This is a genomic window from Bacteroides sp. 1001136B_160425_E2 (assembly GCF_015559655.1).
GTDB classification, from domain to species: Bacteria; Bacteroidota; Bacteroidia; order Bacteroidales; family Bacteroidaceae; genus Bacteroides; species Bacteroides luhongzhouii.
On the sequence record NZ_JADMQH010000009.1, the window covers coordinates 66,094 to 81,400 of the forward strand.

At 41.0% G+C, this 15,307-nt stretch carries 13 protein-coding genes; 7 read left to right on the forward strand and 6 right to left on the reverse strand.

The window, feature by feature from the left end:
* The first annotated feature begins 91 nt into the window (after positions 1 to 91).
* From rplU to I2I04_RS10670, 4 genes are all read left to right on the forward strand, one after another.
* The gene (gene rplU, locus I2I04_RS10655; protein ID WP_044657262.1) at positions 92 to 409 is read left to right on the forward strand and encodes a 50S ribosomal protein L21; all 318 of its coding nucleotides are present in this window, start codon (positions 92 to 94) and stop codon (positions 407 to 409) included.
* Between the two features lie 21 nt (positions 410 to 430).
* On the forward strand, positions 431 to 694 hold the full coding sequence (rpmA, locus tag I2I04_RS10660) for a 50S ribosomal protein L27 (RefSeq protein ID WP_117810523.1): 264 nt from the start codon (positions 431 to 433) through the stop codon (positions 692 to 694).
* Between the two features lie 182 nt (positions 695 to 876).
* Complete coding sequence (gene serS / locus I2I04_RS10665) at positions 877 to 2,151, forward strand: serine--tRNA ligase (protein ID WP_195654998.1); 1,275 nt, start codon at positions 877 to 879, stop codon at positions 2,149 to 2,151.
* A 138-nt stretch (positions 2,152 to 2,289) separates the two neighbouring features.
* A complete protein-coding gene (locus tag I2I04_RS10670) occupies positions 2,290 to 4,590 on the forward strand; it encodes a bifunctional dihydroorotate dehydrogenase B NAD binding subunit/NADPH-dependent glutamate synthase (protein WP_143258106.1) in 2,301 nt (766 codons plus the stop codon).
* A gap of 210 nt (positions 4,591 to 4,800) precedes the next feature.
* Here the strand turns inward: I2I04_RS10670 and panD are convergent, their stop codons facing one another.
* A complete protein-coding gene (gene panD, locus I2I04_RS10675; protein WP_004301789.1) occupies positions 4,801 to 5,154 on the reverse strand; it encodes an aspartate 1-decarboxylase in 354 nt (117 codons plus the stop codon).
* Between the two features lie 18 nt (positions 5,155 to 5,172).
* Positions 5,173 to 6,018 (reverse strand): pantoate--beta-alanine ligase, encoded by an 846-nt coding sequence (panC, locus tag I2I04_RS10680; RefSeq protein ID WP_143258105.1) that lies wholly within the window; start codon positions 6,016 to 6,018, stop codon positions 5,173 to 5,175.
* A gap of 142 nt (positions 6,019 to 6,160) precedes the next feature.
* Between panC and I2I04_RS10685 the strand changes: the two genes are divergently transcribed.
* Positions 6,161 to 6,994, forward strand: coding sequence for a glycogen/starch synthase (locus I2I04_RS10685; protein WP_143258104.1), 834 nt, complete (start codon positions 6,161 to 6,163; stop codon positions 6,992 to 6,994).
* A 21-nt stretch (positions 6,995 to 7,015) separates the two neighbouring features.
* Positions 7,016 to 8,722 (forward strand): DUF4270 domain-containing protein, encoded by a 1,707-nt coding sequence (locus tag I2I04_RS10690; RefSeq protein ID WP_195654999.1) that lies wholly within the window; start codon positions 7,016 to 7,018, stop codon positions 8,720 to 8,722.
* A 217-nt stretch (positions 8,723 to 8,939) separates the two neighbouring features.
* Here the strand turns inward: I2I04_RS10690 and I2I04_RS10695 are convergent, their stop codons facing one another.
* The 3 genes from I2I04_RS10695 to I2I04_RS10705 are packed head-to-tail and all read right to left on the reverse strand — an operon-like array spanning position 8,940 to position 13,631.
* The gene (locus I2I04_RS10695; RefSeq protein ID WP_195655000.1) at positions 8,940 to 10,394 is read right to left on the reverse strand and encodes an alpha-amylase; all 1,455 of its coding nucleotides are present in this window, start codon (positions 10,392 to 10,394) and stop codon (positions 8,940 to 8,942) included.
* A 17-nt stretch (positions 10,395 to 10,411) separates the two neighbouring features.
* A complete protein-coding gene (locus I2I04_RS10700; protein ID WP_143258101.1) occupies positions 10,412 to 11,677 on the reverse strand; it encodes a glycosyltransferase in 1,266 nt (421 codons plus the stop codon).
* A gap of 16 nt (positions 11,678 to 11,693) precedes the next feature.
* The gene (locus I2I04_RS10705) at positions 11,694 to 13,631 is read right to left on the reverse strand and encodes a glycogen debranching enzyme N-terminal domain-containing protein (RefSeq protein WP_143258100.1); all 1,938 of its coding nucleotides are present in this window, start codon (positions 13,629 to 13,631) and stop codon (positions 11,694 to 11,696) included.
* 213 nt (positions 13,632 to 13,844) lie between these two features.
* Between I2I04_RS10705 and I2I04_RS10710 the strand changes: the two genes are divergently transcribed.
* Positions 13,845 to 14,513 carry a rhomboid family intramembrane serine protease gene (locus I2I04_RS10710; protein WP_195655001.1) on the forward strand — a complete coding sequence of 223 codons (669 nt, stop codon included), beginning with the start codon at positions 13,845 to 13,847 and terminating at the stop codon, positions 14,511 to 14,513.
* A gap of 96 nt (positions 14,514 to 14,609) precedes the next feature.
* Here I2I04_RS10710 and I2I04_RS10715 read toward each other — a convergent pair whose 3' ends face one another.
* Entirely contained in the window at positions 14,610 to 15,209 is a 600-nt protein-coding gene (locus tag I2I04_RS10715; RefSeq protein ID WP_143258098.1) for a MarC family protein, read from the reverse strand.
* Positions 15,210 to 15,307: the final 98 nt, after the last annotated feature.

Here is a 15,307-nt window from a genome sequence, read left to right on the forward strand (position 1 = left end):
GTGCCCGATTATTCCGCAACGGGTTCGATAAAGAGTTCTTTAAGTGATTAAAGACCACCCGCCGGAGCTAACTTATACATTAATATATAAGATGTACGCAATTGTAGAAATTAACGGTCAGCAGTTTAAGGCAGAAGCTGGTCAAAAGTTGTTCGTTCACCACATCGAAGGTGCAGAAAACGGTTCAACAGTAGAATTTGAAAAAGTTCTTTTGGTAGACAAAGACGGAAACGTTACAGTAGGCGCTCCTACCGTAGAAGGCGCTAAAGTTGTTTGCCAGGTTGTTTCAAACTTGGTTAAAGGCGACAAAGTTCTTGTTTTCCACAAGAAAAGAAGAAAAGGATACAGAAAACTGAACGGTCACCGTCAACAGTTCACTGAATTAACAATTACAGAAGTAGTAGCTTAATCAATTAAAAAGTAAGAAGAAATGGCACATAAGAAAGGTGTCGGTAGTTCTAAGAACGGCCGCGAATCACAGAGCAAGAGATTAGGCGTTAAGATATTTGGTGGCGAAGCTTGCAAAGCAGGTAACATCATCGTTCGTCAAAGAGGTACTGAATTCCACCCGGGTGAAAACATCGGAATGGGTAAAGACCACACTCTTTTCGCTTTAGTAGACGGAACAGTTAGTTTCAAAGTAGGTAAAGAAGATAGAAGATATGTTTCTATCGTTCCTGCAACAGAAGCATAATTATCCAAACTGAAAATATTCAAGACAAGGAGATGCGATCCACAGGATTGCATCTCCTTTCTTTTTATATCCCAATATATAACTCAGATATGTATTATATATAACCCAGATATTTGCTTGATTATTCCTTTTTTCCTTATCTTTGTAACCTTAAAATAAGAAAGTTCATAAAAAGTATAGATATGCTTACCATTAAACAAATTACAGAGAACACAGAGGCGGTACTCCGCGGACTGGAAAAGAAGCATTTCAAGAATGCAAAGGAAACGATCGATCAGGTGATCGCTCTTAACAACAAGAGACGTAGCACACAAAATGAATTAGATAAAAACCTGGCAGAGGTTAACTCACTTTCGCGCACCATCGGTCAACTGATGAAAGAAGGCAAAAAAGAGGAAGCTGAAACTGCACGTGCCCGCGTTGCCGAACTAAAAGAAGGTAACAAAGAACTGGACGCTGCTATGACACAGGCTGCAACTGATATGCAGAATATACTTTATACCATCCCCAACATTCCTTATGACAGCGTACCGGAAGGCGTAGGTGCCGAAGATAACATCGTAGAGAAAATGGGAGGTATGGAAACCGAACTTCCTAAAGATGCACTCCCCCACTGGGAACTGGCAAAAAAATATGATTTAATAGACTTCGACCTGGGCGTAAAAATCACAGGTGCGGGTTTCCCTGTATACAAAGGTAAAGGCGCACAACTTCAACGCGCCCTTATCAACTTCTTCCTGGATGAAGCACGCAAATCCGGATATACCGAAATCATGCCGCCGACAGTAGTCAACGCTGCTTCCGGCTATGGCACTGGACAGCTTCCGGACAAAGAAGGACAGATGTATCATTGCGAAGTAGATGATTTATACCTGATCCCGACAGCGGAAGTTCCCGTTACTAACATCTACCGTGATGTCATTCTGGAAGAGAAACAATTACCTATAATGAATTGTGCTTATACACAATGTTTCCGTCGCGAAGCAGGTTCTTATGGTAAAGATGTGCGTGGTCTGAATCGCCTGCACGAATTCTCCAAAGTGGAACTAGTTCGTATCGACAAGCCGGAGCACTCCAAACAATCTCACCAGGAAATGCTTGACCATGTAGAAGGACTTTTGCAGAAACTGGAACTCCCCTATCGTATCCTCCGTCTTTGCGGTGGAGATATGAGTTTCACCGCTGCTCTTTGCTTCGACTTCGAAGTATATTCAGAAGCACAGAAACGCTGGTTGGAAGTAAGTTCTGTATCCAATTTCGACACTTACCAAGCCAACCGCCTGAAATGTCGTTACCGTAATGCAGAAAAGAAAACCGAACTCTGCCACACACTGAACGGTTCAGCATTAGCATTGCCACGTATTGTTGCTGCCCTGCTCGAAAACAATCAAACTCCGGAAGGTATCAGAATTCCGAAAGCATTAGTTCCGTACTGCGGCTTCGACATCATAGACTAAGAAAATTATCCAGATACAGAGAGCCACTCATCAAAAGAGTGGCTTTTCTTTTATATTTCGCAAATTAGCTGTATCTTTGCCAATATTTATATCATTCTGGTAGCAGTTACGTAATAAAAACAACAAATTAATTAGATAATGAACAAAATCATTAGCAAGGAACGCTTTTCTGAAAAAGTATTCAAATTTGAAATTGAAGCTCCTTTGATTGCTAAATCCCGTAAAGCCGGACACTTTGTCATCGTGCGTGTAGGTGAAAAAGGAGAACGTATGCCTTTGACTATCGCAGGTTCTGACCTCAAAAAAGGCACCATTACTTTGGTAGTGCAAGAAGTCGGGCTTTCTTCTACCCGTCTCTGTGAACTGAATGAAGGCGATTATATTACCGATGTAGTAGGCCCACTTGGACAAGCTACCCACATAGAGAAATTCGGAACAGTAGTCTGCGCCGGTGGTGGTGTAGGCGTAGCTCCGATGCTTCCTATCGTACAGGCTTTGAAAGCAGCCGGCAACCGTGTTATCACTGTATTGGCCGGACGTAACAAAGACCTGATTATTTTGGAAAAAGAAATGCGTGAAAGCTCTGACGAAGTAATTATCATGACTGATGACGGTTCTTACGGTCGTAAAGGTCTGGTAACGGAAGGCGTAGAAGAAGTTATCAAACGTGAGAAAGTGGACAAATGCTTCGCTATCGGTCCTGCCATCATGATGAAATTCGTTTGCTTGCTGACAAAGAAATATGAAATTCCGACTGATGTTTCATTGAACACCATCATGGTAGATGGAACAGGAATGTGTGGTGCTTGCCGTATCACTGTGGGAGGAAAGACTAAATTCGTTTGTGTAGACGGTCCTGAATTCGACGGTCACCAAGTGAATTTTGATGAAATGCTGAAACGTATGGGCGCGTTCAAAAATATTGAGCGCGAAGAAATGCATAAACTTCAACCAGAATGTGAAGCAACCAAAGAAATCGACGAAAAAAGCCGTAATGCAGCCTGGAGACAGGAATTACGCAAATCAATGAAACCGAAAGAACGTACAGCCATTCCCCGTGTAGAAATGAATGAGCTTGACGCTGAATATCGTTCACACAGCCGTAAAGAGGAAGTCAATCAAGGATTAACAGCCGAACAGGCTGTTACAGAAGCTAAACGTTGTCTTGACTGTGCTAATCCGGGATGTATGGAAGGCTGTCCGGTAGGTATTGACATTCCCCGCTTCATTAAGAATATCGAACGCGGAGAGTTTCTTGAGGCTGCCAAAACACTGAAAGAAACAAGCGCACTTCCAGCTGTTTGTGGTCGTGTGTGCCCACAGGAAAAACAGTGCGAATCAAAATGTATTCATTTAAAAATGAATGAAAAGCCCGTCGCTATCGGTTATCTGGAACGTTTTGCCGCTGATTACGAACGTGAAAGCGGGCAAATCTCCGTACCTGTCATTGCAGAGAAGAACGGTATCAAAATAGCTGTAATCGGTTCGGGACCTGCAGGGTTGGCATTTGCCGGTGATATGGCTAAATATGGATATGATGTAACTGTATTCGAAGCACTGCATGAGATTGGCGGTGTATTAAAATACGGTATTCCCGAATTCCGTTTGCCAAACAAGATTGTAGACGTAGAAATCGACAACCTGAGCAAAATGGGTGTCAACTTCATCAAAGACTGTATCGTAGGAAAAACGATCGGCGTAGAGGATTTGAAAGCTGAAGGTTTCAAAGGAATATTCGTGGCTTCCGGCGCCGGACTGCCTAACTTTATGAATATCCCGGGAGAGAATTCTATCAATATCATGTCGTCCAACGAATACCTCACTCGCGTTAATCTGATGGACGCTGCCAGTGAAGATTCGGACACTCCGGTAGCTTTCGGTAAAAACGTGGCAGTAATCGGTGGTGGTAATACAGCGATGGACTCTGTTCGTACTGCCAAACGTCTTGGTGCAGAGCGTGCTATGATTATCTATCGTCGTTCGGAAGAGGAAATGCCTGCACGTATCGAAGAAGTAAAACATGCCAAAGAAGAAGGAGTTGAATTCCTCACGCTACATAATCCGATCGAGTATATTGCTGACGAACAAGGTTGCGTAAAACAGGTTATTTTGCAAAAGATGGAGTTAGGCGAACCGGATGCTTCCGGACGTCGTAGTCCTATAGCCATCCCGGGAGCAACAGAAACAATTGATATCGACTTGGCAATAGTCAGTGTCGGAGTATCCCCTAACCCAATTGTTCCGAGCTCTATCAAAGGACTGGAACTAGGACGAAAAGGAACTATCACTGTAGATGACAACATGGAATCTTCCATCCCTATGATTTATGCAGGCGGTGACATCGTCCGCGGTGGGGCCACTGTTATTCTGGCGATGGGTGATGGTCGCAAAGCCGCTGCCGCCATGAATGAGCAATTGAAGGCAAACGCCGGCAAGTAATTGCCGTTTGCTAACACCCGGGATGAACTTCTCTAGCACATGAAATAAACACATCCGATATGTGTTCGGAAGTTGACCAACAGGTAGCTAAAGCCAACTCACATACGGCTGAAACATCGCTCATCCCCGGTATAAAAATAAAATAAGAAAAGCCCCGTTTACATTTTGTAGACGGGGCTTTTCTTATTTCAAATATCAAAGATACTTTCTCTACTTTACCACTTTGTTCGTCGCAGGATCGGGGAAGATTACAGCCGGTTTGAATGACTTGGCTTCCTCAAAATCCATCAATGCATAAGACATGATTATAACAATATCATCCGGTTGCACCTTGCGTGCAGCAGCACCGTTCAGACAAATTTTACCTGAACCGCGCTCACCTTTGATAATGTAAGTTTCAAAGCGTTCGCCGTTGTTATTATCAGCAATATACACTTTCTCTCCCGGAATCATGTTTGCAGCGTCCAGCAGATCTTCATCAATCGTGATACTACCCATGTAGTTCAGATTTGCCTCTGTGACACGTGCACAATGAATTTTCGACTTCAACACTTCAATCATCATAAGGTTTCGTCTTTTTAGTTATTCTTTATATTTAATGTTATCAATCAGTCGGACTTCTCCACAGAATACAGTGATGCATCCTACTGCATAGGAAGTATCCTCCCAATTACTAATTTTCTGCAATGTGTTTCCGTCTACGATCTCAAAATACTCCATGAGCAAACCCGGAGCAGCTTCAATCGCATCTTCTACCATCTTTTGCGTTTCGCTCACTGTGTGAGTGGCTGCAAAGTTACGACTTTTAAATAAGGTCCGGGAAATATTTAAAGCATTTTCACGTTCTTCCGCAGATAAACGTTTATTCCGGCTACTCAATGCCAGTCCATCTTCCTCACGCACAATTGAACAACCTACAATTTCAAGGTTATATTTCAATTGTCGAACCATCTCACGAATAATTGCTAACTGCTGAAAATCCTTCTCTCCGAAATATGCACGGTCCGGCTGTACGGCATCAAACAGTTTGCTGACAATCTGGCAAACACCGTTAAAATGACCCGGACGGAAAGCACCTTCCATCACCGTATCCAATGGTGAATAGCTAAATTGACGGGTATCCGGTTCTGGATACATTTCGCTTACCGAAGGAGCAAAAGCGAAATCCGCTCCGCATTCTTCCAACAAACGGCAATCTGCATCCAACGTACGCGGATATTTCTCCAAATCGTTTTTATCGTTAAACTGTGTGGGATTCACAAAAACACTCACAACAGTTACACCATTCTCACTTACGCTGCGCTTTACCAGAGATGCATGTCCCGCATGTAAAGCACCCATTGTAGGAACCAGTCCCACCTTTTTACCTTGGGCTCTCAAGACAGTCAATTCTGCCTGTAAGTCCTTGATAGTGTGCACTACTTTCATTTTCGTCAATTGGTTTATGTTTTACTCGTTTGCAAAAACTCTGCAAAATAAACTAATATTTGCCACATAAAGAAAGAATATCTTATTTAATGTGTCTTTTTTTTCGTATCTTTGCAGAATATTATAGTGAACTATTGTTATTATGACAAAGGCAAATAAAGTTTTATTTATTACTCAAGAGATTACACCTTACGTTTCAGAATCCGAAATGGCCAATATAGGTAGAAACCTTCCACAGGCGATACAAGAAAAAGGCCGTGAAATCAGAACCTTTATGCCTAAATGGGGAAATATCAATGAGCGCAGAAACCAGCTGCACGAAGTGATCCGCCTCTCTGGTATGAACCTGATCATTGATGATACTGACCACCCCTTGATTATAAAAGTTGCTTCTATCCAATCCGCACGCATGCAGGTATATTTCATCGATAATGATGATTATTTCCAGAATCGTATGCAAACATCGGATGAAAATGGTGTGGAATATGATGATAACGATAGCCGTGCCATTTTCTATGCGCGCGGTGTATTGGAAACAGTGAAAAAACTTCGCTGGTGTCCTGATGTCATTCACTGTCATGGCTGGATGACAGCTTTAGCTCCTCTTTATATTAAGAAAGCCTATAAAGACGAACCTTCTTTCCGCGATGCCAAAGTGGTATTCTCTGTTTATGAAGATGACTTCAAGAATACACTTAGCGACGATTTCGCAGCCAAACTGATGCTGAAAGGCATTTCCAAAAAAGATTTAGGTGACTTGAAAGAACCGGTAGACTATGCTACTCTTTGCAAACTCGCCGTTGACTATTCGGATGGAGTCATACAAAACAGCGAAAAAGTAGACGAGTCTATTATTGAATATGCCCGCCAATCTGGCAAATTGGTACTTGACTACCAGCAACCGGAAAACTATGCAGATGCTTGTAACGAGTTCTACGATCAGGTATGGGATGCTACTGCAAACGAAGAAGAATAAAAAAATCAAGATACGACGATCATGAAAGCAAAATACGCCTTAATAGCTTTACTGGCAATCACCTTTTGGGGTTGTGATGACAACACTGCCGGACTGGGATTGGGAATGTTTCCGGGAAGCGACCAGAATATCAATGGAAAGCTATCTACATTTGATGTGACTACAGAATCCGTTCATGCCGGTAAGATATATGCAATGACCAATGTTGGTTATATAGGTAAGTTCACAGATGAAACATTCGGAACTTATCAAGCAGGTTTCTTGGCGCAACTAAATTGTCCTGAAGGAATGACATTCCCTGGAGTATACAATGGGACAGCTTTAGACAGCAAAGGGAAAGCTACTCAAATAATGGTAGGGGACGATAATGAAGATAATAAAGACGTCACTTTCATACGTGATGATAAAGATAAAATCATTGGTAACATCCATACAATTGAACTTTACCTATGGTATAGCAGCTATTTTGGAGATTCATTAACAGCCTGTCGTTTAAGTGTTTATGAATTAGGAGAGGCTGAAGAAGAGCTCAATCAGGAAAATGCGTATTATACAGATATTGATCCTGAAAAATTTTACAATCCGAAAAACCTATTGGGAACTAAAGCCTATACAGCAGTTGATTTATCTGTCAAAGATTCTATCCGCAAACTCAGTACATATGTACCTAGCGTACATGTTTCTTTTAAACAGGATGCTGCAATAGAAATAGGTACAAAGATTATACAAGAAGCTAACAAATTTGGTATCAATTTTGATAATGCAACATTCAGAAATATCTTCAAAGGCATTTATGTAAAGAGTGACTATGGTGACGGTACAGTACTTTACATAGACCAAGCTCAAATGAATGTAGTGTATAAATGCTATGCAGTTGACACACTTACAGGTGTTAAATTGAAAAAGAAAGTATTAGAAGAGGGAGACACAGAATATAAAGACTCCACTTATTATGGCTATCGGACTTTTGCTACTACTCGTGAAGTTATCCAAGCCAATCAATTAGATAATGACAAGGATGCTATTCAAAAATGTATTGATGAAGATACTTGGACATATCTAAAGAGTCCAGCAGGAATATTCACTCAGGTAACCATTCCTGTTAGTCAAATAGCGGAAAAACTCCAAGGTGATACACTAAATGCTGTAAAGTTAGGAATACCGATCTATAACGAAACCAATGATAAGAAGTTTGGAATGTCTACCCCTAGTAACGTTTTATTGATACGCAAAAAGTACAAAGACAGTTTCTTCAAAGACAACCAACTAAGTGATGGCATAACTTCATCTCTATTTACTCCTACCACAACCAGCTTTACTCAATATACATTCAATAATATCACTCAAATGATAAATGATTGTTTATCAGATAGAGAAAAAGCAGAGAAGGAAATACGTGAAAAGGGATCTATAACAATTAAAATAACTGACTCGGAAGGAAATAGTAAAGATGAGCTTGTTAATAATATTATAGATTGGGAAAAGTTAAGTGAATGGAATAAATTCGTACTTATCCCAGTACTTGTGACCAAAGACTCCTCTTCAAATAATAGTTACTATGGTTCCAATAATATTATTAGTATACAGCATGATTTAAAACCTGGTTATGCACGTTTAAAAGGAGGCAGTAAAGGAAGTATACAAGATGTTCAAGGCAACCCTTTATATCCAGAGTATTTACTAAAACTTGAAGTTGTTTCTACTAACTTCGGAACAAAATCGAAATAGAAGATAAATAAAAGAATCTATAAAAAGAATGGCACAGATTACTCTACTAATGTAATCTGTGCCATTCTTTTTATAGATTCTTCAGAGGAAGCCTCCAAAGATAATTTCACTCTTTATATTGTAAAGACATTCATTACAATCCCCAATTCCTACTATAAAAAAACCGCGAGTTTGATTTTATCTCACTCACGGTTCCATATAATAAACCTTATACTTTTTATTTAGCTGTAACCTTCTTAGCTTTCCCTGTAGCCTTCTTCGGCTCGGCTGTTGCTTTCTTTACTTCAGCTTTCTTTGCAGTAGGTTTTGATTTAGTAGCAGGGGCCTCTTTCACTACCGGCTCTTTAGCATTAGTGGCCTTTTTAACTGCCGTTTTCTTTGCCGCTTCTACTTTTGCCTGTAATTTAGCCAATATCTTTTCCAATTCAGTAATCTCATCCCCCTGATTCTTAATGGTAGTCAACAAAGAATTTAGTTCTTCACTGTCTACATCGGCAGGATATAATGCATCTACCCGTTTGATAAAGTCACCCAAAATATTCATATAGTTGGTGAAAGCATCATAAGGAGAATCATAGATACCACGGTTCAACCACATACCATTGTTCTTCGTTGTCATAAAACGGAAGTTATTGCTGGCCTGCAAGTAATCCCAATCCTGCTTAATACGACGGTCATCACATAAATGAACACGTTCAGCTACACTATACAGTTTATTGAAAGCCTCACGTTGCATGACATTACCCAGCCAACAACTAGTATCTCTTTCTTCATCCACCCATGACATTGGATATGCAACATCAAGCTGCGACACTGATTTCAGCTTCGTTACGATTTCCGTCGGCGTAGAGAACGTGATTCCCTTAGCTTTTGCACATTCGGGCAGTGCCTTCATGAATTCAAGAATATTAGAAGATAACGGTTGAGCCATACCAAGTGCACTCAATTCCATAAAGATATTGATGACTTGTTCTTCTTGTGGTAATGCATCAATCCAATTGATATATTTATCAGCAAACAAAGGATATTCCGCCCACTCCGAATTAGAAAAACGCAAACTGATGTCGTCAGAGAGTTTAAAATCCCGTAACAAGAGCTTAAGGCTTGGAGCTTGATTACAGTGATAAACATAATGCGGGCTCTTCCATCCCAACACATGTTTAGCACCTTCCGTCAACATCCCCTTAAAGCCCATAGAAGCTACCAATCCACCTATCTCATCTGAATAAATCAGACTGGAATTGCGGAACACTTTCGGTTCTTTGCCAAACATCTGTTTCATCTTATCACGTTGACGAATTACTTCTTCACGGAAGCAATCCTCGTTAGCCAGTGAAGACAAACCATGTGAATAAGGTTCACATAAGAACTCACAACAACCAGTTTCATTTAACTGATGCAATAAATCAATGACTGCCGGAGCATGAATTTCCAATTGTTCCAAGGCTACTCCCGAGATAGAAAGCGCTACTTTAAAAGCACCACCCGAGTTTTTCGCCATCTCAATCAACGTATTGAGAGCAGGAATATACGAACGTTCAGCGACCTCATTCATACCCGTTTCGTTGGCATAATCATCATAATAATAATGGTCATTACCAATATCGAAGAAACGATAACGTTTCAAATGGATAATTTGATGTATTTCAAAATAAAGACAGATAGTTCTCATTTTTATTTATTGTTTTGTTATTTACCATAGTTTCTTAACACAGACTCGTAGAGAGCACGGATTCTCAAGCCGACTTTTTCCCACGTAATCCCATCCACTTCCTTCTTTCCCTCTTCTTTGAGATATTCGAAAAGAGACGGATTGGTACACAAAGAATGGATAGCGTCAGCCATTGCATGAATATCCCAGTAGTCAGTTTTTATCACCTTATCAAGAATCTCGCCACATCCAGACTGCTTAGAAATGATGGAAGGTGTTCCACACTGCATAGCTTCCAGCGGAGCGATACCGAAAGGTTCAGAGACAGACGGCATGACAAATACATCACTGTTCTTATAAACCTCATATACCTGCCTGCCTTTCATGAAGCCCGGAAAGTGGAATCGATCGGCAATACCACGTTCAGCAACCAAGTTAATCATGGCATTCAACATATCACCCGACCCCGCCATTACAAAACGAATATTACGAGTGCGCTGCAATACAAGCGCAGCAGCTTCTACAAAATATTCCGGCCCTTTCTGCATCGTAATACGTCCGAGGAAAGTGACCACCTTTTCTTTTGAGTGATCGGGACGCGGAATATCCAACAGTTCCTGCGACAATGGATAAACAGCATTATGCATTGCAAATACCTTTCTGGGGTCCTGATGATACTCGTTAATAACAGTGCGACGGGTAAGCTCGGATACGCACATGATACAATCGGCATGATCCATACCATTCTTCTCAATCGAATAAACAGTAGGATTGACTTTGCCACGAGAACGGTCAAAATCCGTAGCGTGCACATGGATGCAAAGCGGCTTTCCGCTAACCATTTTAGCATGTACTCCGGCAGGGTAAGTCAGCCAATCGTGCGCATGAATGATATCAAACTCCTGCTGACGGGCTACTACTCCGGCAATGATCGAGAAATTATTAATTTCTTCGTGCAAATTCCCGGGATAACCACCTGCAAATTCCATACATCCTAAATCATTCACATGCATATAAGAAAAATCGGCATAAATATGATCGCGGAAAGAATAATATTCTTCCGGTGTCATTTCCAACAAACGGGATTTCAAGTAGTCATAGTGGACATCACGCCACACGATGGGTACTTGATTCATACCGATTATTTTCAAGAACTTTTCTTCTTCGCCGCAAGGTTTAGGCATACAGAAAATCGTTTCCATATCACCCTGCAGACTCAATCCTTTAGTTATTCCATAAGAAGCAACCGCAAGACCACCATATATTTTGGGAGGGAATTCCCATCCAAACATTAAAACTTTCATCTTCGTTCCTCCTTTTTTAATAATACTTAGACAGTAGCTTTAAGACACGCAGTATTTCGGCTACATTCATCGCGAACGATACTGCGCCACGTCCTTTGAAAGGCGGATTCCCATCAAACAACTCGGGAATGGAACCAACGCAGTGGTTTGTCATCTCATCATCATAACTAATCAGCTGACGTTCAACGAATGACAACCCGCTCATCTTATAAATCCGAAGATAAGCTTCCAGATAGAATCCCATCAACCAAGGCCAAGCGGTTCCTTGATGATAAGCATAATCCCGTTGTATCTGCGGACCTACATAGTTCGGATTATATCCACCACTCTTCGGACTCAATGAACGAATTCCTTTCGGAGTGAGCAGCTCTTTGGTTACAATATCTAGCACCTGTTTCTTTTGTGCACGATCCAAAGGAGAATAATCAAACGCTACGGTAAATATCATATTAGGACGTACACTCCAGTCCATCATATTACCGTCTACGTAATCAAGCAAATAACCATATTCATTACGGAATACCTCGACAAAAGATTTTCCTGTCACTTCTGCCTGTGCATCAAGTTCATCTGCCAAGAACACATTACCACCTTCACGCACCAAATCAGCGATGAAACGCAGCGCATTATACCATAACGCATTAAATTCAACAATATATCCTGTACGAGGAATCACCGGATGCCCGTTCACAGTAGAGTTCATCCATGTAATCGCCTTGTCCGTACCATTGGCAAAAAGTAATCCGTTGTCATGCAAGAAGAGATTCTCATGTCTTCGCTGACGGATAAACTCCATAATATCTTTCAAAAGCTCTCCATATTTCTGACGGCATTGTTCGCGGGAAGTCTCTTTGGCATATTGCTGCATAGCCCAGACAGCCCAAAGCAAAACGTCAGGATGCTCCATTTCATAAATCTTGTATCCGACAGGTTCTTCATTAATAAAATTACGAATCGCCTTTTCCGCCGTTTTCATCACATCCTCAAACTGGTCGATCTCATCAAGCGCAAGCGTCAGTCCAGGTAAGGCGATAAACATATCACGTGCACGGCATTTAAACCACGGATAACCGGCAAGAATATAATGTTCGTCTTCCTGTTGGTTATGGAACTGATGAGCGGAATTTTTCAGACAGTGGTAAAAGCTATCACGTGGTGTACGATCAGCTACTTCAGCCTCAAATGTTTGTTTCAGTCTACGAGGAGTTACTTCTGAAGTTCCGGCAGAGAATACAATACTCTCTCCTTTCTTTATATCTACTTCAAAATAGCCGGGAACATAAAGGTCTTCATTGAAGTCGTACCCACGTTCCTGCTCTTTCGGGTATTCAATCCCCCGATACCAGTCGGGCATGAAATGAAACTCACACTTTTTATTCAACTGCATATAAAGTTCCGGATAACCGGGATACATACAGGTTTTTATACCATTTTCCACCAGTTGATACTCGCGGCTTGCCTGTGGGTTTTCGTGAGTGTACTCACGTACACTTCTGAAAGCGAGGAACGGGCGGAAGCGCAGGGTTGTAGCCGAGTGCGCATCAAGTAAAGTATAACGAATCAGGATTCTATTTTCATGATGTACAAAGATTTTTTCTTTGCGGAGGATTACACCTCCGACACGGTAAGTTGTTGCCGGGATATGCTCACAGTCAAACTCGCGGATATACTTGTGTCCGTTAGGACTAAAGTTGTTTCCCTGATATTTGTGCAATCCCAAGTTAAACTCCGCACCGTGTTGAATTACCGTTTCATCAAGAGAAGATAGCAGCACATGATTTTCATCGTCGAGATTGGGAACTGGGATCACCAACAGGCCATGATATTTGCGTGTGTTACAATCAACAATCGTCGTACAATGATAAGCTCCTGCTTTGTTCGTCCGGAGGATTTCCCTTTGAAGAGATTCTTCCAGATTCGTCATGAGGGTCTTGTCAAATCGTAAATAACTCATAGTTGTGCATTATTAAAGGTTAATTATTGGTCATTATATCGTATATCTATTTATTGTTACATACCGCATATATTGGCTGTAACAGCATATACAACGGGTATAACGCCCAAATGTACAAATTATAGATAAAAACAAAAATAAAAAGGCTTTTTATTTTCAGATTTTGTGCAAATATTCGTAGTATTGCGTAAAATATCTAAAGAAAAGAATGTCATGAAGCAAGATATTCAGCGTATCATGCTGGCTGCAGCAAAGCCTTTGTTTCTTATTTTTATTCTCTATATACTCAAGATTATGGAAGTTGGGATGGACTGGGACTTCTCTCGCTTGGGGGTATATCCTATGGAGAAGCGGGGACTGACCGGCATTTTAACCCATCCGCTGATACACAGTGGATTCAGTCATTTATTGGCAAATACAATCCCTTTATTCTTCTTGTCATGGTGTCTTTTTTACTTTTACCGAGGAATAGCCGATAAAATTTTTATTCTCATTTGGCTGGGAAGCGGACTACTTACTTTTCTGATCGGAAAACCGGGATGGCACATCGGTGCCAGCGGACTGATCTATGGTCTTGCTTTCTTCCTCTTTTTCAGTGGCATTCTCCGCAAATATGTGCCACTCATTGCCATTTCTCTACTTGTTACCTTTTTATATGGAGGAATTATATGGCATATGTTTCCTTATTTCTCCCCTACCAATATGTCATGGGAAGGACATCTTAGCGGAGGAATTATGGGAACGCTCTGCGCTTTCGTTTTCGTAAATCACGGACCGCAACGGCCGGAACCTTTTGCAGATGAAACGGAAGAGGAAGAAAATATAGAAGAAGAAACAACAGCAACAGAAGAAGATAAAACAGAAAAAAAAGAAACGTTATAAATGCCAACCCGTGTCACCCGTATTGACACACTTGTGCCATCGTATTGGCACAACCGATACAATAGTTTTCAATTTAACAAGAAGGATTAAGCCTGATCAAGACCGATGCAACGCTTCAATCAATAACGTTATATTGGCCGTAAACAACCTTACAGAAATAGCCAATAAGATAATACCAAAGAACTTACGAATAATATAGATACCTCCTTTTCCCAGGAAACGCTCTACACGACCAGTCATACTCACTACAAAGTAAACCCAAATCATGTTCAATACTAAAGCTATAATGATATTGATACTGGCATATTCCGCCCGAAGAGAAAGCAAAGTTGTGAAAGCTCCGGCACCCGCCAACAAAGGAAAGACAAGCGGCACCAAAGTAGCTTCCTTGATAGGACCTTGGTTTTTGAAAATCTCAATATCCAGAATCATCTCCAAAGACATGAGGAAGATAACAAACGCACCGGCAACTGCAAACGATTCGATGTCTACATGGAAAAGTTTCAGCATCATATCTCCCGCATAGAAAAATCCGACCAACAAAGCAAAAGAGATGACAGTAGCTTTCATTGCATTCACATCTTTCCCCTTTTCTTTCAGGTTAATTATAATAGGTATAGAGCCGATAATGTCTATCACAGCAAAAAGTACGATAAACGCACTAACCATCTGTTGCCAATTGAAGCCTGCAAACATAATTTCCTCCTTTTTTTCTGCAAATATACTCTATTTTTATACATTCAAACAATAAAAAAAACAAAAAGAAGGGTCAGATATTGACAGTGGTGTTGTAT

Coding starts and splice junctions, on each gene's coding strand:
- rplU (WP_044657262.1), top strand. CDS start 92: ATGTACGCAATTGTAGAAATTAACGGTCAGCAGTTTAAGGCAGAAGCT.
- rpmA (WP_117810523.1), top strand. CDS start 431: ATGGCACATAAGAAAGGTGTCGGTAGTTCTAAGAACGGCCGCGAATCA.
- serS (WP_195654998.1), top strand. CDS start 877: ATGCTTACCATTAAACAAATTACAGAGAACACAGAGGCGGTACTCCGC.
- I2I04_RS10670 (WP_143258106.1), top strand. CDS start 2,290: ATGAACAAAATCATTAGCAAGGAACGCTTTTCTGAAAAAGTATTCAAA.
- panD (WP_004301789.1), bottom strand. CDS start 5,154: ATGATGATTGAAGTGTTGAAGTCGAAAATTCATTGTGCACGTGTCACA.
- panC (WP_143258105.1), bottom strand. CDS start 6,018: ATGAAAGTAGTGCACACTATCAAGGACTTACAGGCAGAATTGACTGTC.
- I2I04_RS10685 (WP_143258104.1), top strand. CDS start 6,161: ATGACAAAGGCAAATAAAGTTTTATTTATTACTCAAGAGATTACACCT.
- I2I04_RS10690 (WP_195654999.1), top strand. CDS start 7,016: ATGAAAGCAAAATACGCCTTAATAGCTTTACTGGCAATCACCTTTTGG.
- I2I04_RS10695 (WP_195655000.1), bottom strand. CDS start 10,394: ATGAGAACTATCTGTCTTTATTTTGAAATACATCAAATTATCCATTTG.
- I2I04_RS10700 (WP_143258101.1), bottom strand. CDS start 11,677: ATGAAAGTTTTAATGTTTGGATGGGAATTCCCTCCCAAAATATATGGT.
- I2I04_RS10705 (WP_143258100.1), bottom strand. CDS start 13,631: ATGAGTTATTTACGATTTGACAAGACCCTCATGACGAATCTGGAAGAA.
- I2I04_RS10710 (WP_195655001.1), top strand. CDS start 13,845: ATGAAGCAAGATATTCAGCGTATCATGCTGGCTGCAGCAAAGCCTTTG.
- I2I04_RS10715 (WP_143258098.1), bottom strand. CDS start 15,209: ATGTTTGCAGGCTTCAATTGGCAACAGATGGTTAGTGCGTTTATCGTA.